A 24,257-nucleotide genomic window follows, 5' to 3' on the forward strand; every position below is an offset into this window, starting at 1 on the left:
TTCCTTTTGCGGCGAACGGCAAACTGTCGGAACGGAATCGTCCGGGACCGCGATGATGCCGGGCGACCCTTAAAGAAACGGGCTATGTCGCAATTGAATGTTTCTAGTTCCGTGCCTAGAGGGAGGGGGCCAGTGTGCAGCCATAAGGCAAGAGATAGATAAGGGTACAGATAAAATAACTCCATGACTAGTCGTGCCGACGTGGTTCCCAGTCGCTCTCGCTTATATAGGGCACAGATCAATGGCACACGCCTGGTTTTCTCGATGAATCTGGCACCTCGTTCTGCCCCTATCGTCCTTTATCTGCATGGCGGTCCCGGCGATGCCTGCATTCCGTTGACCATGCGCTACAACGCGGCCTTGGAGCGGGATTTCCGCTTCATCAACCTGGATCAGCGGGGCAGCGGGCTGTCCTACCATCCTTTTGCACCCGGCGAGGTGGTGACCATTGATTCGATGGTCGAGGATGTTCACCAGTTTGTGCTTGAGCTTCTTCACGCCTACGGGCATGATTCCCTCATTCTCATCGGCCATTCATGGGGCAGCGTCCTGGGGCTGGAGATGGTGAAGCGGTATCCCTCTCTTATTCGCTGCTACATCGGCCTTGGACAGGTTGTCAGCATGCGCGCCGCTCTTCGCTTAAGACGGCATTGGGGGAAACAGAGTTCGGGTTCCCAGCTCGGTTCGATCGTCAGCAGAGAGAGCGGGGCTGCCGACATGGTGCTGATGATCGATGAGTTGCTGTCTCGTGGCGGGGCTGCCATGCTGTTCAGATCCTTGGAACGGATCATGGCTTATCTGCGCTCGCCCTACTACAACTGGCCGCGTCTGCTCAACCATGCCAAGGGCGTGGCTCAATCCCGGGCACGCTTGAATGCCGAGCTGGAGCGAGTCGATTTCAGCGGGCAAACCTCCTTCGGGGCGCCGGTCTATTTCATCAGCGGCAAATATGACCGTCATCTGCCGGGCAGTCTGGTTGCGCGGTTCGCAGATGGATTGAAAAGCCCGCATCGGTTTATCCGCTTTGGCCGGTCCGGGCACTGCCCGCAGTGGGATGAGCCAGAACGCTTCGCGGCAATGGTTAAAGCCATCTGCCTGTAGCGCATGATTAAGCAGGAATGGTTGCCTCGTCGTTGGGGCTCATCTGCAGGGTGGAAATAGATCCTCCTGGTACTAAATCTACTAATATGAGTCATTGAAGAGATAGGTTTGAGCCTCGCTGAAGAGTGTGCGGGGTTCCTGGATAGACGAAGGTCGATGAGACGGGGACTATGTCGATGAAAATCGACACGCCGTAGAATCCCCGGTATCATTGGGATCCCTCGATAATTTTCTATGCCAATTTGCGGGACAACCCAAGTTCGTGTAAGTTTACTTCTTGCTGCCCGGCAGTGTTGAGTTCTCTTTGGAGGGTTTGGTGCTGTTGGTGTGGTGGTGGTTTGAGAACTCAAGAGCGTGTTTGTGCTACTTATAGCTTTTTGATTGCCAGTCCGATGCCCGCCCGGCTGTTGTCGGGTACGTGGGAGCGTTGTGAGGGGTGTCGGGGTTTTTCGTGGGTTGGTTTCCTCCTTATGGAAGCTGGCCCGTCAATTATTGATGTGAGCTGTTTTGGGCTTCTTCATGTTTTTTTGTGGAGGGTTTGATTCTGGCTCAGGATGAACGCTGGCGGCGTGCTTAACACATGCAAGTCGAACGGGATCCGTCAAGCTTGCTTGGCGGTGAGAGTGGCGAACGGGTGAGTAATGCGTGACCAACCTGCCCCATGCTTCGGAATAGCTCCTGGAAACGGGTGGTAATGCCGGATGCTCCGCGCTGTCGCATGATGGCGTGGGAAAGGGTTTACCGGCATGGGATGGGGTCGCGTCCTATCAGCTTGTTGGCGGGGTGATGGCCTGCCAAGGCTTCGACGGGTAGCCGGCCTGAGAGGGCGACCGGCCACATTGGGACTGAGATACGGCCCAGACTCCTACGGGAGGCAGCAGTGGGGAATATTGCACAATGGGCGAAAGCCTGATGCAGCGACGCCGCGTGCGGGATGACGGCCTTCGGGTTGTAAACCGCTTTTGATTGGGAGCAAGCGAGAGTGAGTGTACCTTTCGAATAAGCACCGGCTAACTACGTGCCAGCAGCCGCGGTAATACGTAGGGTGCAAGCGTTATCCGGATTTATTGGGCGTAAAGAGCTCGTAGGCGGTTCGTCGCGTCTGGTGTGAAAGTCCATCGCTTAACGGTGGATCGGCGCCGGGTACGGGCGGACTGGAGTGCGGTAGGGGAGACTGGAATTCCCGGTGTAACGGTGGAATGTGTAGATATCGGGAAGAACACCGATGGCGAAGGCAGGTCTCTGGGCCGTCACTGACGCTGAGGAGCGAAAGCGTGGGGAGCGAACAGGATTAGATACCCTGGTAGTCCACGCCGTAAACGGTGGATGCTGGATGTGGGGCCCGTTCCACGGGTTCCGTGTCGGAGCTAACGCGTTAAGCATCCCGCCTGGGGAGTACGGCCGCAAGGCTAAAACTCAAAGAAATTGACGGGGGCCCGCACAAGCGGCGGAGCATGCGGATTAATTCGATGCAACGCGAAGAACCTTACCTGGGCTTGACATGTGCCGGACGGCTGCGGAGACGCGGCTTCCCTTCGGGGCCGGTTCACAGGTGGTGCATGGTCGTCGTCAGCTCGTGTCGTGAGATGTTGGGTCAAGTCCCGCAACGAGCGCAACCCTCGCCTCGTGTTGCCAGCGGGTCATGCCGGGAACTCACGGGGGACCGCCGGGGTTAACCCGGAGGAAGGTGGGGATGACGTCAGATCATCATGCCCCTTACGTCCAGGGCTTCACGCATGCTACAATGGCCGGTACAGCGGGATGCGACATGGTGACATGGAGCGGATCCCTGAAAACCGGTCTCAGTTCGGATCGGAGCCTGCAACCCGGCTCCGTGAAGGCGGAGTCGCTAGTAATCGCGGATCAGCAACGCCGCGGTGAATGCGTTCCCGGGCCTTGTACACACCGCCCGTCAAGTCATGAAAGTGGGCAGCACCCGAAGCCGGTGGCCCAACCCGTGAGGGGGGGAGCCGTCTAAGGTGAGGTCCGCGATTGGGACTAAGTCGTAACAAGGTAGCCGTACCGGAAGGTGCGGCTGGATCACCTCCTTTCTACGGAGATTATGAAATTCCTCTGCGTGGTTTGCGTGGGGGTCGTGCCTGTGGGCCGGCCGGTTGGCTGGCTGGCGTGGGCGTGCTGGCGTGGAACGGTTTGAAGGCTGTGGCATGGATGCGCTGTTGGGTTCCCGGACCGCCACCCTGGTGTGGGTGGTGTTCCTGTCGCCCGTTGGTTTCCTGTTCGGGGTGTTGCCTTGTGCGGGTGCTGGCGGCGTGCTGGTGGTTTGAGAACTGGATAGTGGACGCGAGCGGATGGCTGGTTTTTGTGCCGGCTGTCTGCTGTATTGTTTCGTCCGGGCCCATGTTTGGTGGGTTCGGGTCGATCGTTTTGTGATCGTTTAGTGTGATGATTTGTCGTCTGGCAGTTCGCAGTTGTTGTTGTCGTGGCATGGCCTGTGGTCGTGTTGTCGGCAAGGGCGCATGGTGGATGCCTTGGCAGACAGGACCGATGAAGGACGCGTGGGGCCGCGATAGGCCTCGGGGAGCCGCCGACAGGGCTTTGATCCGAGGGTGTCCGAATGGGGTAACCCGCCGGCCGTGATGGGCCGGCACCGCATTCGTGCGGGGGGTACGCAGGGAAGTGAAACATCTCAGTACCTGCAGGAAAGGATATTCCGTGAGTAGTGGCGAGCGAAAGCGGATGATGGCCAAACCGGTGCCGTGTGAGACCCGTCGGGGGTTGCGGCATGGGTGTTGTGGGACTTGGCGTCCGGGCTCCGACGGGCCCGGCGGCAGTGATAAAGCGGCGTGTGAGGCGAACGGGATTGAATTCCCGGCCGTAGAGGGTGATGGCCCCGTAGCCGAAGGTGCGCTGCCTGCCGGTTCTTGTTCCCAAGTAGCGCGGGACTCGTGGAATCCCGTGTGAATCCGCCCCGACCGTGGGGTAAGCCTGAATATTCCTGTCTGACCGATAGCGTACGAGTACCGTGAGGGAAAGGTGAAAAGCACCCCGGGAGGGGAGTGAAAGAGTTTCTGAAACCGTGTGCCTACAATCCGTCGGAGCCTTTCGGGGTGACGGCGTGCCTATCGAAAAATGAGTCTGCGAGTCAGTGGTGCGTGGCGAGGCTAACCCGTGTGGGGCAGCCGTAGCGAAAGCGAGTCCGATAAGGGCGTTCCAGTCGCGTGTCCTGGACCCGAAGCGGGATGATCTAGCCCTGGGCAGGTTGAAGCGCGGGTAAGACCGCGTGGAGGACCGAACGGACCTGGGTTGAAAACCGGGCCGATGACCTGGGGCTAGGGGTGAAAGGCCAATCAAATTCCGTGATAGCTGGTTCTCTCCGAAATGCATTTCGGTGCAGCGTCGTGTGAGTGCCTCCATGGGGTAGAGCTACTGGATGCTTGAGGGCCCGTATCGGGTACCGACAGCAGCCAAACTCCGAATACGTGAGAGGTGTATCGCGGCAGTGAGTCGGCGGGGGATAAGCTCCGTCGTCGAGAGGGAGACAGCCCAGATCGTCGTCTAAGGTCCCTAAGCGCGTGCTAAGTGGGAAAGGATGTGGAGTCGCATAGACAGCCAGGAGGTTGGCTCAGAAGCAGCCATCCTTGAAAGAGTGCGTAACAGCTCACTGGTCTAGTGGTTCCGCGCCGATAATGTAGCGGGGCTCAAGCACGCCACCGAAGACGCGGCAGCGCAGTTTGCTGTGCTGGGTAGGAGAGCGTTCCGCGTGGGGCGAAGCGGCGGCGTGAGCCGGCCGTGGACCGCGTGGAAGTGAGAATGCAGACATGAGTAGCGAGAGGCGGGTGAGAATCCCGTCCGCTGGATGACCAAGGGTTCCGGGGCCACGTTCGTCGTCCCCGGGTGAGTCGGGTCCTAAGGCGAGGCCGACAGGCGTAGTCGAATGGATGAAGGAGTCGATATTCTCCTACCGGCGTCAAGCCGTCCAATCCAAGACGTGGAAGCATGCCCTTACCTGTGTCGGGTGATGGTCTTCGGACCGTCCGATGATGCGGGACCGGCGTGTGGATGCGTGGCGGGTAGCGCAGGAGTGACACGGAACGGGAGCCGGGCCGCGGTGGTGGTTATCCGTGGTCAAGCATGCGGCGCGTCGGGCAGGCAAATCCGCCCGGCATGAGCGCGAGGTGTGATGATGGGGGGTCTTGTGCCCCGAATCCGGTGTGCCGTTCCGTCGAGAAAAGCTTCGGCGTGAGGAGTGGCGCCGCCCGTACCCTAAACCGACACTGGTGGTCAGGTAGAGTATACCAAAGCGATCGAGCGAATCCTGGTCAAGGAACTCGGCAAATCACTCCCGTGCCTTCGGTATAAGGGAGGCCCTTTGCGGTGAGGCGCTTCGCGCGCGGAGCCGTGGGGGGCGGCACAGACCAGGGGGTAGCGACTGTTTACCAAAAACACAGGTGCATGCGAAGACGTAAGTCGCTGTATATGCACTGACGCCTGCCCGGTGCCGGAAGGTTAAGAGGATCCGTCATCCCCTTCGGGGGGGCAGCGGTGAATTCAAGCCCCGGTAAACGGCGGTGGTAACTATAACCATCCTAAGGTAGCGAAATTCCTTGTCGGGTAAGTTCCGACCTGCACGAATGGCGTAACGACTTCCCCACTGTCTCGACCAGGAGCTCGGCGAAATTGCAGTACGAGTAAAGATGCTCGTTAAGCGCAGAAGGACGAAAAGACCCCGGGACCTTTACTATACCTTGGTATTGGCGTTAGGTGCGGACTGTGTAGCATAGGCGGGAGGCTTCGAAGCGGGTGCGCCAGCATTCGTGGAGCCGGAATGTGAAATACCGCTCTGTCCTCATCTGGCCTCTAACCTCGGCCGGTCATCCCGGCCAGGGACAGTGCCTGGCGGGTAGTTTAACTGGGGCGGTTGCCTCCCAAAGAGTAACGGAGGCGCCCAAGGGTTCCCTCAGCCCGGTTGGCAATCGGGTGTTGAGTGCAATCGCACAAGGGAGCTTGACTGCGAGACCGACGGGTCGAGCAGGGACGAAAGTCGGAGATAGTGATCCGGTGCCGGCGTACGGACGCGGCATCGCTCAACGGATAAAAGGTACCCCGGGGATAACAGGCTGATCATCCCCAAGAGTCCATATCGACGGGATGGTTTGGCACCTCGATGTCGGCTCGTCGCATCCTGGGGCTGGAGCAGGTCCCAAGGGTTCGGCCGTTCGCCGATTAAAGCGGCACGCGAGCTGGGTTCAGAACGTCGTGAGACAGTTTGGTCTCTATCCTCTGCGCTCATTGGAATCTTGAGGAGCCCTGCCCATAGTACGAGAGGACCTGGGTGGACGAACCTCTGGTATGCCGGTTGTCGCGCCAGCGGCACGGCCGGTTGGCTACGTTCGGATGGGATAACCGCTGAAAGCATCTAAGCGGGAAGCCCCCTCCAAGATAAGGATTCCATGAAGCCTCCGGGCTTCTGAAGACCCCATGCAGAACACATGGTCGATAGACCGGACGTGGACACCCCGCAAGGGGCGGAGCCGACCGGCACTAATGGTCGAAGACAACACAACACCCGCCCTCATGGAAGGGCGGCGGCATCAACCCGACTGCGTACACGGCCTGCGGCAATAGCACGGACAGCCACAGGCGATCGAACACGAAACACGCGTCCGCCATCCGGTCCCCAAACCGCCAGGAAACCCCGCTCCCCTTCAAACAGGGAACGGCAGAACAGAAGATTCGCGGCGGTCATGGCCTGGGGGAGACGCCCGGTCCCATTCCGAACCCGGAAGCTAAGACCCAGCACGGCAATGGTACTGCACCCGGAAGAGTGTGGGAGAGTAGCACACCGCCGCCACTACACGTAAACACAAGAGGACCACCAGGGGCAACACCCTGATGGTCCTCTTCTCATATCCGGCCACCACCACAGACGACCCGAACCCCCCACAAGCCAGCCCGAACCCCACACACACGAGCCTTCCTCCTTTTTCAAAACCACATGAGTTTCTAGCCGATGACCGATCGGAAGTCAGTCACCTTATGCTTCGAGGTAAGTTCAGTCGCTTGCACAAAGTGGCTTCCTATGGTGCTCTGATTATTATGGTTGGTGCAATATTTCCTTATACAGCGGAGCTGTGGGCAGCAGGGATAAGGAGGAATCCGTGGAATTACGACTTCTCCGGTACTTCTCGGTGATTGCCCAAGAGGGAAGCATCACGGCGGCTGCTGAGCGTTTGCAAATTACGCAACCCACGCTGAGTCGTCAACTGAAGTCCTTGGAAGATGAGCTGGGGGCCAAGCTCGTGATTCGTGACCAGCGTCAACTCACGCTGACCCCAGCAGGCCGATTCTTGCAGAACAGGGCGGACGAGATACTGCAACTGACGCACGACACCGTCACTGAGTTTGAATCAAATCAAAGTCGACTGTTCACCGGTCGGATATCAATCGGGGCGGTCGAGGCCATGGGTTCGGATACCTTGGCAAGGGTCGTCGAAGGATTCTTCAGACGTCATCCCTTGGTCTCCTTCAATATCATCAGTGGGTCGAGCGACATAATCATTGATCAGCTTGACAAGGGCCTCTTGGATATGGCCATTCTCCTGGAACCGGTGAATATTGGTCGATATGCCTCACTCCCGATGCCGGAAGTGGAGAACTGGGGATTCCAGGTGTCTGATCGTTCCCCTCTTGCGGAAAAGTCCGCATTGACCAGAGCCGACATTCTTTCAAGTCCCTTACTGGTTCCCGGCAGGGATGGGATTCCCGAAATGCTGGCAGAGTGGGCGCAGACCCCGATTCATGGACTTCATATCGTCGGGAGCTTTAACCTCATCTTCAACGTACTGTCCCTGGTCAGGGACGGGATGGGCGCTGCTCTTACCCTTGGAGGGGTCAACAGTCAATCGCAACCCGTCAGGAACGCGGTTCCTGGCCCTCGAACCGGCCAAGACCACTCCTGTCTCTTTGCATGGCGTAAGGAACGGATGCTGAGTCCTGCAGCGGAGGAATTCATCGAGTACTTCCGTTCAGCTGTCTCAGGATGAAAGGTGATTTCTGGCCTGACCGTTGCCGGCCCTGGCGCGTCCACTAATCTGATTCGTGCGGCTAGGGTATTGAATTGTGAGCTCTGAAATGAGGATGGGTCCCTGGGCGTGAATGCGAAGGTCATCGAGATCTACCCAGGGCAATTAGGTGAGAGCTCGGTCTCCCTGATCCGTTTTCGGCATCAGGGAGACCAAATCGCGGCTCCGCTGAAGGCTGCGGTTCCGCGAAGGGCGCTCAGTGCTTGTCCTGTGCCGGCTGGGAGGTGAGTGTGAGGATCTCATCCAGCCGGGCCGGCGACCTGGTCAGTTCATAGGCGGTCCCGAGAGGTTTCAGGACCTCCTTCACTCTGTTTTCGTCAGCGTCGATGGCGCGGAGAGTGCGTCCGTCCATGGAGACAGGCAGGCCTGCTGCGGTCAGAAGCTTCAGCGCCTGCTCCCATTCCTCCGTCTTGATGACTAGGGAGTGGTGGCTGCCGACAATCTGCTCCACGTCGCCCCTCGCCTGGACCTGGCCATGTGCCAAGACCACGCATTGGTCGCATTGGCTGGCTTCGGCCATGTAATGGGTGGTGACCAGGACACCTACGCCCTGATCGGCCTTCCGGTGGAGTTCACGCCAGAGCCTCATGCGGGAGACGGGATCCATCCCTGAGGTTGGCTCGTCCAGGATGAGCAGGTCCGTGTCATGGCCGGCGGCCAGGGTGTAGGCAAGCAGCCGTTGGGCACCCAGGGGCAGATTGCCCACCGGCGTCCGGCCCAGGGAGCGGGCGTACTTGGCGGTCCATCCCTGTGGGCTTGTGCCGTAAACGTCGGCTGTGAACTGTGCGTTCTGCCATGCCGTGAGGGTGGGGTAGAGCCCCATGCCTTGGGGAACGTAACCGATTCGTCTGCGTGATTCCAAGGAAGGGGGCCCGCCAAGCAGGAGGGCGGATCCCTGGTTGGCCTGTTCCAGCCCCAGGAGAATGCGCATGAGCGTGGTTTTGCCCGCACCATTCCCACCGATCAGACCGATGATCTGACCGGGCTTGACTTGGAGGGAGACATCGTTCAGGGCTGTGAAGGATCCGAACTGCTTGATCAGGTCCGTGGCCTGGATCAGTACCCGATCCGTGGTGTTTCCTGGACCTTTTCCACCAGGTTCGCCAGGTTCCCCGCCTGGCTGGCGGTCGTCGTTCCTTTCGGATCCCGTCTGCTGGGGGTGATTGGCGGTGTCCACATTCGGTGCCGCGGCCCGGGGTTTGATCGGCAGTCCGCCCTGGTCATCCTGGAGCAGATAGGCGATGCTGGCGTTTTCCAAGTCGAAACCGGTCCTAGTGAACCCTTCCGGGGTCCTCTCATCACCTGCTGCGGTCCAGGCCAGAGCCGTATCGGCCCTGCGCCAGTTGTGGAAGGCCGAGGGGGCGGGCCTGTCCTGGAGACTGGATCCGAAGAACGAATCCCGGGTCATTTGCTTCCCGACCGAAGCCGGGGCCTGCCAGAGTCTGCCGGGGGCCTTGGCGCAGATGTCCTCGGCCCTGCCTTGGGCAAGAACCTTGCCGTCGTTCATCAGATAAAGGCTGGCGCACCGTTCGGCCTCGTCCAGATAGGTGGTGGCGAAGACCACCGTCTTTCCATCCGCCGCCTGGGCCGAGATCAGGGTCCAGATTCCTTCGCGACTGGCGGGGTCGACCCCGGTCGTCGGCTCATCCAGGAGCAGGAGGTCGGGCTCATGCAGGGTGGCCATGATGAAGCCGAGCTTCTGACGCATTCCTCCGGACAGGTTCCGTCCCGTCGTATCTCGGGCATAGGTGAGGCCGGCGTCGGCCAGGAGGCCTTCTATCCTGTTCCGAGCCAGGCTGGAATCCATCCGATAGGCCGAGGCGATGAAACGCATGTTCTCGATGACCGACATGTCGCGCCAGACGCCCGAATCCGCAGGCTGATACCCTATGTCCTTCTTGTCGGGCAGGCCGTGGACGCTTCCTGATTGCAAAGGGGCCCGTCCGGCCAGCAGCTTGAGCAGGGTGGATTTGCCTGCCCCGTCCCCACCGGTCAATGCCGTTACCTGGCCGGGGAGGAAGCTCCCGGAGAATCCCTGGAGGGCATGGATGACCCCGTAGGAGACCCTGGCCTTGTCGAGGGTTACAGGCTCACGGTTCATCGTGCACCCCCATGGGTCAGTACATTGCGCAGCCGCAGAGTGGCGGCTGAGAAGATGACGGTGGCCTCACCAGCCAGGATGACCAGTGGAAGCCAGAGGGATCCCCAGGAGGCACCGCGCAGCATGGTGCCCTGGGCCAGTTCGTTGAACCAGGTGAGTGGCAGGAGGTAGCCGATCCAGCGCACCGAGGCGGCCATGGACTCCAGGGGGAAGATGATGCCACTCAGCAGCATCTGCGGCATGACCAGCATCATGGCCATCTGTACGGCCTGACCTGAGTTCTGTGACACGGTTGAGATGAAGATGCCCAGTCCCAGGACCACAAAAAGGAAGAGTAAGGTCCCTAGCAGGAAGACCCAGATATCACCTCGGAAGGGCAGGTCGAAAACGGCCATGCCAATCAGCGTGATGATGGCCATGTCGATCAGGGCCAGAAGCAGGTAGGGGGCGATCTTGCCGATGATGACCGCTCCGGGCTTCAGAGGCATGACCGCCAGCTGTTCCAAGGTGCCCTGCTCGCGCTCGCGGACCAGGCCGATGCTGGTGATCATGGTGCCGATCAGGGTCATGATCAGGCCAATCAGTCCGGGAATCATAACGAAGGAGGTCTTCAGGTCCGGGTTGAAGAGGACGGTCACGTTGTCCTTTCCCGTCTCGGTTGCACTTGCCTGGTCGGGCAGGTCGGCTTCCGGTACCTGAACCGGATCCAACTGCGGTGGGGCAGGCATGGGCGGGGCGGGTTGGCCCTGAGTCGCAGCGGCCTGTGCCTGGCTCTGGTAATTCTGCATCTGTCTCAGATAGTCCTGCAGGCCCTGCTTCTCCTGCTGGGCCGCAGCCTTGCGGGATTCCATGGCCTGCGATCTGGTGGCGGCTATCTGGTCCTTGGCCTCCTCGGCGTTCAGCTGGAGGAAAGTTCGTTTGGCGGACTGTGCAGCGAAGAGGCCGGAACCATCAAGATACACCTTGGTCCGGTTGGAAAGCAGATCCTTGCCCTGGTCCTGCTGGTCCTCCCTGACGACGATGACGGCATCGACCTTCCTGTCTCTGAGCAGGCTTGTGGCATCCTCTTCGCCGTGCTGCGTCGGATCCACGGTGACGATATCCATGCCGTCCTTGGCGGCGTCAAAACCCTTGACCTTCTCGGACACGGATTGGGCCCCGTCGCCGATGACGGCAACGGAGATCCTGTCGACTGAGAAATTGGCGGCGTATCCGAAGATGAACAGGAGCAGGATGGGCATGGCTATCAGCATGGCAACCGTGCGCTTGTCGCGCATCAGCTCTCTGAATTCCTTGATGATCAGCGCCTTCACGGTGCACCTCCTTATTGGTGAATCAAGCGAGCGGCCATACGCCGGGAAGCCGACCCTGGTCTGACCGTTGCACAGGAAATCATGACGAAGCCATTAATTCCTTGGTTGGCGAATAAAATCATAGCACTATATTCATCAAGCGGTGAATATTGTTTTCTCTTGATAGACTGACCGGGTGCGGTGATACCCAATAAGGAGAAGCGATCGGAATGGCAGAGAAATCAGCTCGTGAGGGAATCAGCCGGAAAGAAGCTTCGGAATCTCATGAGGTTGAGGTTTCCGCAACATCTCTGCGTCACCGACGTGGCCGACCCGGAGGAAAGAGGGCGTCAACAACCTATGATGATATCCTCTCGGCGGCGAGATATGAGTTTTCGCGTCAGGGCTTCGACAAGGTAACCCTGCGGGCCATTGCCCGCCGTGCAGGTTGCGACCCCAAGCTCATCCACTACTATTTCGGCGGTAAGGACGAGCTCTTCACCAAGGCGGCACAGCAGATCATCGGGGATAGCCATCTCCTCGACCTGTTCATTCAGCAGGACGCCAAGCGTGCGTCCTGCGTAGATGGCTCCTTGGGCGTTACCTTGATAAGGGCCTTACTGAAGTTCATGGAAACGACCGAACCTGGCGAGGCCTACCTTTCACTCGTGCGCAATGCGGGCCGGGACGACCACGCCCGAGACCTGATGGTCGCCCTGGTACGAGGGGAGCTGACCAGTGACCGGCTCAAAGCCATCAAAACCGACAGGATCGAAAAACGCATGGTGCTGGTGGGGTCGCAGATGCTTGGTTTGATAATGGCCCGCGATGTTTTCCGGGTGGAGCCCCTGGCTTCGATGTCGCCTGGTGCGCTGGCTCGTATCATCGGTCCCACGCTGGATCGATATCTCTACGCCGACCTGTGCTGGTGAGTTCGCGCCAAGGAACAGGTCCGCAGGTCTCGCGGCCAGATGGCGGCGGAACCTCCGGGACATCTTCGGTTGAAGGCGCCTGATTGCCGGGAGGATGCAGGCCGATCAACGTATCTGTCAGAACAGGCCGTTTCCGTTCCGGGATTGTATGCCTTCTACATTGTGCTCGATGACGTCCCAGTGCTCAGCCAGCTGGCCGTCCTGCAGCCGGTAGATGTCGCAGACCTTGTTGACATGGCCGTTCTTCAGCGTGCACTTGAAGAAGACGTACACCATGTCGTCCTCGCCGTTCAGCCTGATGATCTCGATTTGCGGGCCCAAGGACAGGAAGCCCTTGATGAATTCCAGGAAGCCTGCCTTCCCGTCGGCGCAGGTGGGGTTGTGCTGGATATAGTCGTCCCGCATGAACCTGTCAATGTTGCTGGCATCTCCCCGGCTGAAGACCTAGTCGTAAAATTCCTGCACCAGGGATTTGTTGGCTGCCGTCTCGCTTTCGGTCATCATGAACCTCCGCTTTCTGCCTGTACATAGGCTTTCGAGTTTCTTCATGATAGGTATTATTCGATCTGTTTCGTAAGTGCGTCCGGTTCTATGGGGTCCGGTGTCTGCTGGGAAGAAAGCCAAGTTGCGCTGATCAGGCTGCATCACCGGGTGCGGCCAATCATGATGTTCGCCGTCAAGGTATCTAGCTGGCGTTATTGTGATTCCCGCAGAATTGGTGTGAGAATCTCCAAGCCCTCATTCTCCCAATGCTTGTAAAGCCTGGAGAAAAGACCGGTTCGACTAGTGAATGATTGGACCACGGGAAAGCCAGATACTAATCTCAATTGCAACTTGCGCTGGGAACGATACCAGTTATACTGGGAGAAGCTAGTTCATAAAGCAATGTAGCTGTAAGGAGATTCCATGCAGAGCGGGGATAGTTCTAAAGTCTTCAAATTGGTAACGATACCAAAATGGGATTCAACTATAACTTCACCCTTACAGTGGGGGAACAATTGTATACAACTGGAGTTCGAAGTCGGAAATGACCAACCTGTTGCTCTAGTTTCCATGACTTTTAGCCCGTACCATGAGACGTATTCATCCCTGCCACAATCAGTCGGGTCATCGTCCAGCCGCGTGCCTGCCGATACCTCCGGGCCGAAGACACAACGCATCACTTTTCCTGGTCGTCTGCCGATGGTACAGATAGAAGTCTCTGGTCGCGGTGCTGGTCATACAATTTGTGGACGTAGGCTTATTGAGACATCCCTTGGCCATGCTCTGCGATTCGCTTCTTGGAAAACCTGGTATACGAATGGAGTCAGCAACCTCGAAATACGCCAGGAAAGCCAGGAACATGGGATTGAATGTAGCCAGTTGTTCCAGGTAGCTGACGGTGACCTGATGTTCAAGGTCACGACAAGCATTAAAAACACCTTGGAAGACGACCTGGTCCTTGAATCTCTCCCCACCTATTGCCAGCTCTTCGGACAAACGAATGGTTTTGACGAGTCTAGGGACAGGCTGGTGGGTTGGCAGCTGGCTGAGTGTCGGAATGACTGGCTTGGTGAGGGACGTTGGTCATGGAAGCCACTCCGTGAAATATGTCCTCTTCTTAATAATGACATGGTGGGCCGGACGCCTCAAAGTGCCTACTCCTGTGTATCGGAGGGGACTTTTTCCACAGGGCAAGTTCTGCCGATGGGTGTTCTGACTTCGTCGAAGCAGGACATCACCTGGCTCTTTCAGATCGAGCACAACGGACCATGGCGCTGGGAGGTGGGCGAAAGCGAAAAAAGCGAGGGATACTTTGCGCTCAGCGGGCCGACTTACAAAAATCATGATTGGTCCGTGGTGCTTCACAAGGACCAGCAATTCACAGCAGTACCTGTTTCGGTGACTCCTGCCGTCAACTTTGATCAGGCCGTTGAGTCTGTTACAAACTATAGGCGACGCTGGCATCTTGCGACGGATAAGTTGAAGACTCCGAAGATCGTCTTCAACGATTATATGAACACTCTCAACGGTGATCCAAGCACAGACCGCTTGCTGCCTTTGATCAAGGCAGCCGGCAGCATTGGTGCTGAAGTATTCTGCATCGATGCCGGCTGGTACGACGACACCGGCGATTGGTGGCCGTCAGTCGGTGAATGGGAGCCGTCTACGACCCGATTTCCCGGAGGCCTTGGTGAGGTCATGGATGCTATTAAGCGTGAGCACATGATACCAGGTTTGTGGCTTGAACCAGAGGTTGTGGGAATCAAAAGTCCCTTGGCCAAGAAGCTGCCGGATTCCGCGTTTTTCCAGCACGCAGGGCATCGTGTAGTGGAACAGAATAGGTATCTGCTCGATTTCAGAAACCCCCAGACCATAGGGCACATGAATGAAGTGATCGACAGGCTTGTCGGAGATTTCGGGGTCGGCTATTTTAAGTTCGACTACAATGTCATGCCTGGCCCAGGCACCACATATCGCTCGGATAGCCCTGGTGATGGTCTTCTAGGTCACAACCGGGCCTATCAGGAATGGATAAAGGGGCTGTATCGTCGTCATCCTAACTTGATCCTCGAAAACTGCTCCTCTGGAGGCATGCGGACGGATTTCGCCCAGTCTTCTATATTCCACCTTCTCTCTACATCGGATCAGCAGGATTTCGGCCGGTATGCGAGCATAAGTGCTACAGCGCCTATGGCTATGCTTCCCGAGCAGGCTGGCAATTGGGCGTATCCGGCTGCCGATATGGATGACGAGAGCTTTCGCTTTGCTCTGACCAACACCCTCCTGGGGCACTTCTTCCTGTCGGGGTACCTGAATCGGTTCTCGGAGCATCAATTGAATATGGTCCAGGATGCGATTGATGTCTACCGTCGCGTAATCGGCGACCGGGTATCTACGGGTGTGCCTTTCTGGCCATTGGGGCTGCCTGGCTGGTATGACGACAAGCTCGCACTCGGCATCAGAAATGCACGCGATTACGGAGCAGATGGGACCAGAGATGGTGTTCTGATCACTGTTTGGGCCAGGTGCACGTCGGATGGTCATCTCGATCTGCCCCTGCCTATGTTCACAAACAAGGATTGCAGGATGCAGGTTCTCTATCCGCGTTTTGCCGACCGTAATGGTGATTCGGATTCTTGGCGTTATGTCTGGCATAGAGAAAGGGGGAGTCTAGAAGTTCATATGCCCGAAGAAGGGTACACGGCCAGAACCCTTTTAATCAGTGAGTGATTGGCCTTCAGTCTGAAAAGACGTGAGTGATGTAGTGAGAATGTCCCTGCCATCCCGCCATTAGCGGGTGGCGGAGGCGGAAAGGGATAAACAATGAAGTTGATCCAATGGAAGATCGATTCTTCACAAAAGACCGTTCGAGCCGTGGCCGGTCTGGTGATTGCTGCGGGTTTGTGCTTGGGCACTTTAGCTGGATGCGGCAACCCTGCTGCCAGCAGCGATGACACTGACACCAAGGCATCTGGCTACTGGCCCGAGGCGAGTGCCAAGTTGGACAGCGTGACTTTGAAGTTCTGGAGCTCGCCTCAGGCCAACAAGATTCCGGTTCAAGTCATCAAGGATTTCCAAAAAGCTACGGGTGCCAAGGTTGATCTGGTTACCATTCCGGAAGTCTATGAAAACAATGCACAGACTAAAATCACGACCGGTGATACTCCCGACCTGGCTTTTTGGCAACCGACCAGGTCCATGATGACCGGTTTGGTTGCTCAAGGCAAACTGCAGAAGCTTGACAATACCCCCTTTGAGAAGAACTACAAAAAGGGTATAGACGACGAGGCAGGGCTCTACAAAAACAGCAGATATGCGATTATGGTGAGCGCGCCTTCGACTATGGGCGTCTATTACAACAAGGATGTCTTCAAGGCCGCTGGCCTTGAGGCGGTACCCAAGAACTGGAACGAGTTCGTGGCGGCTGCTCAGAAAATCAAAGATGCCGATATCCCTGGCGTGGATTCGCCCCTCTTTGAAATGGGTGGTTCCCAATGGGGCACGCAGTGGGCTGTCCAGGTCCAATTGGCCGAAGCGGCACAAGGGGGTCTTTGGGACCGCGTGAACCAGGGCAAGGATAAATTCACCGGCAAGGACATCATGGCAGCCATCACCAATTATCAGGACCTCTTCAAGAAGGGGCTCTACAATGCCGATGCTGGCTCGGCTAAGGACACCGCCCAGGAAAAGGCCCTGTGGGACGGGAAGACGGGGATGATCTTCGGCAATGCCAGTCAATTCCTGGCCATCTCCGCCTTGGCCGGCAACGACAAGAGCGCTCTGGACAAGAAGATCGGGTACTTCCCAGTGTCGAAGGACGGCAACTATACCACCATCATTCCTGATGGTTCCAATGGGGTCGTGGCCTTCAAGAGCGGGGACAGCAAGCGCGAGGCAGCATCCAGACAGTTCCTCAATTTCTGGATGACCGATGGCTACAAGGCTTTCATCAAGCAGCAGAACATCATTTCGGTTCTGAAGAACGTCGATTCGCCGAACACTGTGCCCCAGGCCAGCCTGGATGCGGCACAGTCCATTCAGCACAGCGTCGGATCCATGCAGCTCCAAGCCCTGGCTAACCCTGATCTTTATGTCAACCTGGCCAGCATGGTTAATGGGACCATGACGCCGGAACAGGTCGCCCAGACCACGCAGGATCAGTTCGCACAGGTAGCCAAGGCCCAGGGGGTGAAGGGCTTCTAAGGAAAGCAGCGGTCGGGGGATAGGTAATTCCTCCGGCCGTTTTTCCTGGATTCATACGCATGAATTGGACAATCACATCGGAAGAAAGGACCTTTTATGTCTGATGCATTCGCTGCGGGTCCTGCTGAAAAAGGCCGGAAACGCTTGGGTGGGAACCGATCTATTGGTTCCAATAGTGAAACAGCGGTTATGAAAAAGAATTACCCGCTTCGGTTCCTGGTTCCAGCGGGGGCTATCCTACTTGTTTTCTTCTTCGTCCCCACAGTTCTGAACTTCATCTATGCCTTTACTGATTGGTCTGCCTTCAAGACGGCCATCTCCTTCAACGGTTTCGACAACTTCATGAGCCTTTTCAAAAACGGGATACTGCTCCGGGATTTGAGGACCACACTAGTCTTCGCATTCTTCGTCGCCCTTTTTCAGAATACTTTTGGGCTGATTCTGGCTGTTTTTCTTGAAAAGGACACGACTGAAAACCGCATCGCCCGCGTACTCTTCTTCATACCTGTGCTCATGTCGGCCCTCGCCGTGGGATATGTTTGGCAGGCCGTCCTTCAGGCCAATGGCGCCTTGGACCAGATACTGAGTTTCTTTGCGGGAAGGACCATTAGCACGGCCTGGTTGGGAAGCACCACCTGGTCGATCGTCATAGTTTCCGCAATCCAGGGTTGGAAATGGGCTGGTCTGGCCATGCTCATTTACCTGTCCGGGCTCAAAACCATTGATGAGGATGTCCTTGAGGCAGCCGAAATCGATGGAGCCAATTCCTGGCAGATTTTCTGGAAGATCAAATTCCCGCTCCTGGCCCCGGCTGTGACCTTCAATGTGGCTACCTCCCTCCTTGGTTCAATGAATGGGTTCGATACCGTGCAGGCTACAACAGCAGGTGGCCCTGGCGGCTCCACTGAGATCCTCAACCTCTTCGTCTGGAGAACCTTCGGCCAGGGTCTGTATTCACAGTCGACGATGATGAGCCTCCTGCTCTTTATTGTGGTAATGATTATTGCCATTCCTCTGATTTGGTACCTTCGCAGAAGAGAGGCCAAGATACTATGAGCAATGCGAGTTTTGAACCTGCCGCCACTAATTCTGGCATGCGTGTTGCGGGACACAAGGGAGCTCTGGGCAAAAGGGTGCTTCACACCGTCCTCCTGGTCTTTCTGGTTGTAGCCTGCCTAGGGGTGCCTTTCTATCTGCTGGTTGTTACAGCGGGCAAGGATCAGGCTGAGGCCCTAAGACTGTCCTTGGCGTTGCCAACTAAGTGGCATCTCTTTGAAAACTTCGGCATCGTCCTCTCCCAAGGCAAGATGATTCCGGCATTCTTCGGTTCTCTTGTGGTAACGCTTCCTTCTGTCGTGGTGGCCTTGATCTTTGGTTCCATGGCTTCATGGATTTTGGCTCGACGAGCTACCAAGGCCATGGCTCTGGTATATGCCCTATGCATATCTGGACTGATTCTGCCGCCGGCCGTGGTTACGGTCATGCTGCTTTTGAAGATGATCGGTCTGGCGGGAACCGCCATCGGCATGATCTGCGTCTATGTGGGGATCTACCTTTCGACAGTCATCTTCTTCGTCACCGGGTTCATTCGCACCATCCCGATCTCCTTAGAGGAAGCTGCTCGAATCGACGGAGCCAAGCCTATGAGGGTCTTCTTTACCATTGTTTTGCCCCTCCTTGGGCCCACAATGGCTTCCGCGACCATCCTGCTCATTCTGTATATTTGGAATGATGTCTTCTATGCGCTCTTTATCCTCTCGGGCAAGATGGACACCCTGCCGCTGAACCTCTACAACGTGGCCAATGCCGGACTCTATCTGAATAATTGGCATTACATCTTTGCCTATATCATTCTGATGAGCCTGCCGCTGTTGATCATCTTCGCTGTGGCGCAGAAGAAGATCATCTCAGGGATAACCGGAGGGGCGGTGAAGTGAGAGGTAGCACGGTGTACGAAGGACCACGAACCTGTCCGTTGTGACACAATCAGATAGGGTGATTGATGTTTGCGTCGGCCGCCTGGCAGCCTGCAATAGGCTTGCCGGGCGTCTGCGTGTTCGAGAGGATGGTTGCAGATGGTTGCGGGGAAAAGACGGGCTCCATCCATCAAGGATGTGGCAAGAAAGGCCGGTGTTTCCGTTTCCACGGTTTCCCGTTATCTCAATGGTGGCCGCAACCTGAGCGACGGCAAGCGTAAGGTCATAGCTGAAGCTGTCAAGGACTTGAATTACCGACCCAATACCATTGCCAGAGCCTTAGTGTCTAATGAATTTCAGTCCATCGCGGTTATCGCCACGGATATATCCCTATACGGATCCATGCAGTTGGTGCAAGGGATTGAACTGGCTGCACGCCGACGGCATTATCTGGTCACAGTGACCCTGGTCGGCAATGGTCATGAGATGGTCAAGGAGACTGTAGACCAGCTCATCCAGAACAGGCCGGTCGGATGCATCATCCTGGACGTGGAGCGTTCCAGCCTCCTGCACTCTTTCGCTGGATACATTGCACAATCGCTTCCCACTGTAATCGTGGATGAAGCTGATCTGGCTTCGGGGAGCCTGCTGATAGGTGCCTATGAAGGCGGATACCAGATCACCAAGTACCTGCTGAGACTGGGGCATAAAACCGTTTTCCATGTATCCATTCCCGAAAACGGCAATAAATATACGCGATCCCTGGGTTGGCGGCGTGCTTTGGAGGAAGTGGGGGCTCCTATCGAGGAACCCTTGTCCTGCACCTGGGATTTCCGAAAGGCGGAGCAGATTGGACGCTACCTGTGCTCTTTCCCGGAGGTCACAGCCATTTTCGCTGGCAACGATGAGGTGGCCGCAGGTGTCATACGAGGCATTCTTCTCGAGGGCAAGAAGGTTCCGGAAGATGTCAGCGTTGCCGGCTTCGATGGCAACCCTATCGGTGAAGTGACCGTCCCAAGCATTACGACCTGGCGGCAGAACTTTCAAGGAATAGGGGCCAAGGCTGTTGAACGCTTGGCTCATTGGCCTGACAGTGATGACCGGCCGGAGGCCAATGGAAGCAAGAGTGGCAAGGTGGACGACGGGACTCATAAGGCAAGTGAGGAAGAGGAGCCGGATCTTGATCAGTTGCAACAAAGCCGCGCGATGGGGGACGAGCAGGTCTCGTCGCGACTGATCATTCGGGAGTCCACGGCTCCGCCACAGTCTGGACGTGGCCGATGAAGATCGGCTATAGCAGCAATTGACTATCCAACCAAGGCTGCACTTGAAGCAGACAGTGTCCCAGGCTGTGGTTTTTCCTAGGCAACGCTGTTTCAGCCGCTGTATGTGGCAGCTGCGGTCAGGCCTTGAACCGGCGCTCATCGTTCATGGTGGCGAAGTTCAGGCCGATCAGGATGCCGCCGCCTACGTAGTTGCCCAGCATGGCCACCAGGACCACCAGGATTGCCTTCCAGGCATTGACCTGCCCGAAGACACCCAGGATAAGGAAGAGGGCCGAATCCGCTATCGAGTGCTCGAACCCGCAGAAGGCGAAGACGAAGACGGCCACGACCATGATGATGCACTTGGTGAAGTCGTTGGAAAGCTTGCCGTTGTAGACCATGAGCATGGCGATGTTGATGCAGAAGTTGCACAGGATGCCACGTACGAACAGGTCGGCGAACCCCATAGGGCCGCCGGAGATGTAGCCGGTCTTGGTCGCCGCGGCTGTCAGCATCTGGTCCAGGGTCGGCCCGCTAACGATAGATGAAAAACGGAGGATCACGGCCACGACCAGGGCTCCTGCCAGGTTGCCCAGAAGGCAGAGGACCAGGATCCGCAGGGAGGCCAGCCAGCCCAGGCGCTTGTGATAGGCGCCTATGGTGACCACCATCATGTTGGAGGTCAGCAGTTCGGAGTTGGTGTAGTAGATCAGGACCAGGGCCCAGCCGAAGGTGGTCGCCGCCAGAACACGGCCTGCCAGGATCAAGCCGTGGTCGGCGGGGTTTTGCCCGGCCTGACCCATGATAACGAAGAAGGCCGTGAAGAAGATACCCACGAAGAGGCCGGCCATGGTGGCTCGCTGCATGTACTTGCCGGTCAGGGCGCCGCTCATGGTCTTCTTGCTCTCAACCACGTCCAGGACGGTGCTGATGAAGGCCCGCCCGGGGAAGAGGGGCTGCCTGTTCTGCTGGTCTGTCATCTGATTGGGCTGCTCATTCACGGGGTTCATTATGGCATCCCCAAGTAAAGAGGGACCGCCCTTAAGGCCAGACTGTGCGGGAATTCACTTCTTTGCCAGTGTCACTCAACCTCACTCGGTGCGCAGGGCGGTGGCAGGATCCTGCTTGGCTGCCTTTCGTGAGGGGATCAGGCCGCCGATCAGGGTCAGAACCACACTCAGAATGACCAAGGCTATACCGCCTGAGGCAGGCAGGGCGGCGTTGACCTCGGTGGTCCCCATGAAGTGGTGCATGATGCTGTTGGCCGGAATGATCAGCAGCAGGGTGATGCCCACTCCCAGCAGGCCCGCCAGAAGTCCGATGAGGCCGGTCTCGGCATTGAAGACGTTGGAGACGTTCCGTTTGGAGGCGCCCATGGCGCGCAGGATGCCGATCTCCTTGGTCCGTTCCAGAACCGATATGTAGGTGATGATGCCGATCATGATGGAGGAGACCACCAGCGAGACCCCGACGAAGGCTATCAGCACGTAAGTGATGACGTTGATGATGGTGGTGACCGAATTCATCATCAGGCCCACGTAGTCGGTATAGACGATCCTGTTCTTCTTCGCGGCCTTGTCGTTGTAATGCTTGATGGAGTCACCCACGGAATTCTTGTTCTCGAAGCTGTCTGTGTAGATGCTGATGCGGGAGGGGGCATCCCGGGAGATCAGGCCGAAGTCGCTCAGGTTGTCGGCGTAGGTGCCAGTGGAGACGTACTGGTTGTATATGGCGACCAGGGCATCCTGCGGGGCGGTGGCGATGTACTGGTCGAAGGCCTGGGCTGTCTGCTGTTCGGCAGAGGCCCCCGTGGGGATGCCCGCAGAACTTTGGGCTCTTGCAGCGGCTCCGGCCCGGCCCTGGGCCTCCTGGCCGGCCATGGCCGCTGGGCTTTTCATGATCTCCTGGGCCATGCCGGCTTTCTGGGTAACGCCCAGAGATGCGATATAGGCCTTGGCATCGTTGGCCTTGGCGGCATCGTCGGCAGGGGCGAAGGCCATTCCGTTGAGGACGCTGTGGCCCTGATCGGCCTCCTGGTCGGTGACGATGGGGCTGGTCTTGGCCTGGTCGATCAGGTAGTCAGTCAGCTGGCGGGTATACCCGACGCCCACTTTGAGGGGCGTGGCCTTGGCCCCTTGGTTGGGGCGGACGATGCCGACGATCCGCAGCTGCAGGCCCTGGTCGGCGGCCTTGGTCATCTGGTCTGTGCTGTCGCCGATGTAGTGGTAGTGGCCGTCGGTCCCCTTGGCATACTGGTCCGCGGCGGGCACCAGGGAGAGCTTCTGGTCCATGGCCTTGGCGTATTCGATGGGCTTGGTGTCGACCTTGACCTCCTGGCCGCTGTTGAGCTTGTTCATCATGTCGGTGTACTGGCTGGAGGGGAGGATGCCCAGCTTGTAGAGGCTGGTGACGGGCATTTGGTTGTTCTTGTCCAGCACCAGGACCACCTGGTCCTTGGCCTTAGGCCAGGTGCCGTTCACCACCTGGTAGTTGTCGGTCACCACCTTGCTGATGGCGGTCTTGGCATCGGCCCCTGGCATGATCTCACCGAAGATCTCCGGGGCCTTGTTCTTCTCGGTCTTGCCGGTCAGGTAGGACATCTGCTTGGACTGGATGTCGCCCATGTCGCTGTCGGTGTTGGCCGTGGCCATCTGGCTGGCGGTAGAGCTGGCGGCATCCTGCCCATTCATGGTCACCTTGTCCGCAGAGACCAGCTTGCCGTCCGGGTCGTGCTCGAAGACCGAGAACTTGGTGGCATAGGAGTACTGGATGCCCACGGACCCCACGTACTGGTGGATTTCGCTCCTGGGATTATCCAAGTATTTTTTGAAGTTGGTCAGATTGTTTTGGGTGATGCTGCTGGTCAGGCTGGAGGCCCCCTTGATGCTGGAGTCGTCCGGCTGGATGGCCTTGAGATCCTTGTGGGCTTCGGCCTCCTTCTGGGATTCCTGGGCAGAGTCCGCTATCTTGTTCAGGTCGAAGGACTGCTCCTGAATAGTAATGGGGTAGGAGGTCATGGTCTCCCGCTGCACCCTGTCGATGTAGCGGTTGACTCCGGTGGACACCGACAAGATCAGGGCGATGCCGATGATGCCGATGGATCCAGCGAAGGCTGTGAGTGCAGTCCGGGCCTTTTTGGTTCGAAGATTGTTGAAGCTCAACGATAGGGAGGTCAGCAGTCCCATGGAGGCCTTGCCGAAGGTGCGGTGGCGGGCCCGGCGGATGGGCACCTGGTCGTCGGGCAGGGGGTCGGAGTCGCTGATCACAGAGCCGTCGTGCAGCTCCACGATCCTGGTGGCGTACTGGTGGGCCAACTCGGGGTTGTGGGTGACCATGACCACAAGCCGGTCCTGGGCCACCTCCTTGAGCAGGTCCATAATCTGGATGGAAGTCTCGGAGTCCAGAGCTCCGGTGGGTTCGTCGGCCAGGAGGATGCGGGGGTTGTTGACCAGGGCCCTGGCGATGGCCACCCGCTGCATCTGCCCGCCCGAGAGCTGGTTGGGTCGCTTGTTCACGTGCTGGCCCAGCCCCACCTGCTCCAGGGCCTGCCTGGCCCGCTCCCGCCGCTCCTGCCGGTGCACGCCGGAGATGGTCAGGGCCAGCTCCACGTTGGACAGTATGCTCTGGTGAGGGATCAGGTTGTAGCTCTGGAAGACGAATCCCACAGTGTGGTTGCGGTAGGAGTCCCAGTCCCGGTCCTTGTACTTTTTAGTGGAGGTGCCGTTGATGATCAGGTCGCCCTGGTCGTAGCGGTCCAGCCCGCCGATGATGTTGAGCAGAGTGGTCTTGCCGGAACCGGAGGGGCCCAGGATGGCCACGAACTCGTTGTCGCGCAGGTTGACGCTGACATCATTCAAGGCCTGCTGGACGAAGTCCCCTGTTTTGTATTGTTTGGAGATGTGTTCAATCTGCAGCACCGTA

12 protein-coding genes, 3 rRNA genes and 1 pseudogene are annotated in these 24,257 nt (G+C 57.7%); 11 read left to right on the forward strand and 5 right to left on the reverse strand.

The features are described from left to right. The first annotated feature begins 183 nt into the window (after nt 1-183). The 5 genes from GYM67_RS00085 to GYM67_RS00105 all read left to right on the forward strand — a co-directional run bounded on the left by GYM67_RS00085 (nt 184) and on the right by GYM67_RS00105 (nt 8,105). Nucleotides 184-1,101: an alpha/beta fold hydrolase gene (locus tag GYM67_RS00085; protein WP_220236580.1), complete on the forward strand. Its 918-nt coding sequence runs from the start codon at nt 184-186 to the stop codon at nt 1,099-1,101. Nucleotides 1,102-1,627: 526 nt separating this feature from the next. Then, nucleotides 1,628-3,152: ribosomal RNA gene (locus GYM67_RS00090) — 16S ribosomal RNA — on the forward strand. A gap of 406 nt (nt 3,153-3,558) precedes the next feature. After that, nucleotides 3,559-6,626: ribosomal RNA gene (locus GYM67_RS00095) — 23S ribosomal RNA — on the forward strand. 170 nt (nt 6,627-6,796) lie between these two features. Beyond that, nucleotides 6,797-6,913: ribosomal RNA gene (gene rrf / locus GYM67_RS00100) — 5S ribosomal RNA — on the forward strand. The 16S, 23S and 5S rRNA genes sit together here, the layout of an rRNA operon. Before the next feature lie 280 nt (nt 6,914-7,193). Beyond that, nucleotides 7,194-8,105 carry a LysR family transcriptional regulator gene (locus tag GYM67_RS00105; RefSeq protein WP_220236581.1) on the forward strand — a complete coding sequence of 304 codons (912 nt, stop codon included), beginning with the start codon at nt 7,194-7,196 and terminating at the stop codon, nt 8,103-8,105. 235 nt (nt 8,106-8,340) lie between these two features. On the opposite strand, the gene GYM67_RS00110 is transcribed toward GYM67_RS00105, so the two are convergent. Both GYM67_RS00110 and GYM67_RS00115 read right to left on the reverse strand, forming a co-directional pair. Then, entirely contained in the window at nt 8,341-10,245 is a 1,905-nt protein-coding gene (locus tag GYM67_RS00110) for an ATP-binding cassette domain-containing protein (RefSeq protein ID WP_220236582.1), read from the reverse strand. Next, on the reverse strand, nt 10,242-11,558 hold the full coding sequence (locus GYM67_RS00115) for an ABC transporter permease (RefSeq protein ID WP_220236583.1): 1,317 nt from the start codon (nt 11,556-11,558) through the stop codon (nt 10,242-10,244). The genes GYM67_RS00110 and GYM67_RS00115 overlap by 4 nt, the downstream gene beginning before the upstream one ends. Nucleotides 11,559-11,767: 209 nt before the next feature. On the opposite strand from GYM67_RS00115, the gene GYM67_RS00120 reads away from it, so the two are divergent. Next, nucleotides 11,768-12,469, forward strand: coding sequence for a TetR/AcrR family transcriptional regulator (locus tag GYM67_RS00120; protein WP_220236584.1), 702 nt, complete (start codon nt 11,768-11,770; stop codon nt 12,467-12,469). Nucleotides 12,470-12,586: 117 nt separating this feature from the next. Here the strand turns inward: GYM67_RS00120 and GYM67_RS00125 are convergent. Next, nucleotides 12,587-12,901 (reverse strand): annotated as a pseudogene (locus GYM67_RS00125) (nuclear transport factor 2 family protein); the annotation flags it as partial. Between the two features lie 474 nt (nt 12,902-13,375). Here GYM67_RS00125 and GYM67_RS00130 point away from each other — a divergent pair. The 5 genes from GYM67_RS00130 to GYM67_RS00150 all read left to right on the forward strand — a co-directional run bounded on the left by GYM67_RS00130 (nt 13,376) and on the right by GYM67_RS00150 (nt 20,355). Beyond that, entirely contained in the window at nt 13,376-15,682 is a 2,307-nt protein-coding gene (locus GYM67_RS00130) for a glycoside hydrolase family 36 protein (protein ID WP_258561503.1), read from the forward strand. 93 nt (nt 15,683-15,775) lie between these two features. Beyond that, nucleotides 15,776-17,155, forward strand: coding sequence for an ABC transporter substrate-binding protein (locus GYM67_RS00135; RefSeq protein WP_220236586.1), 1,380 nt, complete (start codon nt 15,776-15,778; stop codon nt 17,153-17,155). A gap of 189 nt (nt 17,156-17,344) precedes the next feature. Beyond that, nucleotides 17,345-18,211 (forward strand): carbohydrate ABC transporter permease, encoded by an 867-nt coding sequence (locus GYM67_RS00140; RefSeq protein ID WP_220236587.1) that lies wholly within the window; start codon nt 17,345-17,347, stop codon nt 18,209-18,211. After that, nucleotides 18,208-19,092, forward strand: a complete 885-nt coding sequence (locus GYM67_RS00145; RefSeq protein ID WP_220236588.1) for a carbohydrate ABC transporter permease — start codon at nt 18,208-18,210, stop codon at nt 19,090-19,092. The genes GYM67_RS00140 and GYM67_RS00145 overlap by 4 nt, the downstream gene beginning before the upstream one ends. Before the next feature lie 138 nt (nt 19,093-19,230). After that, entirely contained in the window at nt 19,231-20,355 is a 1,125-nt protein-coding gene (locus GYM67_RS00150; RefSeq protein ID WP_220236589.1) for a LacI family DNA-binding transcriptional regulator, read from the forward strand. A 118-nt stretch (nt 20,356-20,473) separates the two neighbouring features. On the opposite strand, the gene GYM67_RS00155 is transcribed toward GYM67_RS00150, so the two are convergent. Beyond that, a complete protein-coding gene (locus GYM67_RS00155) occupies nt 20,474-21,346 on the reverse strand; it encodes a formate/nitrite transporter family protein (protein ID WP_220236590.1) in 873 nt (290 codons plus the stop codon). A gap of 81 nt (nt 21,347-21,427) precedes the next feature. Continuing rightward, nucleotides 21,428-24,253 carry an ABC transporter ATP-binding protein/permease gene (locus tag GYM67_RS00160; RefSeq protein WP_220236591.1) on the reverse strand — a complete coding sequence of 942 codons (2,826 nt, stop codon included), beginning with the start codon at nt 24,251-24,253 and terminating at the stop codon, nt 21,428-21,430. Nucleotides 24,254-24,257 lie beyond the last annotated feature (4 nt).

It is taken from the genome of Bifidobacterium asteroides (genome assembly GCF_019469425.1).
GTDB classification, from domain to species: domain Bacteria; phylum Actinomycetota; class Actinomycetes; order Actinomycetales; family Bifidobacteriaceae; genus Bombiscardovia; species Bombiscardovia asteroides_I.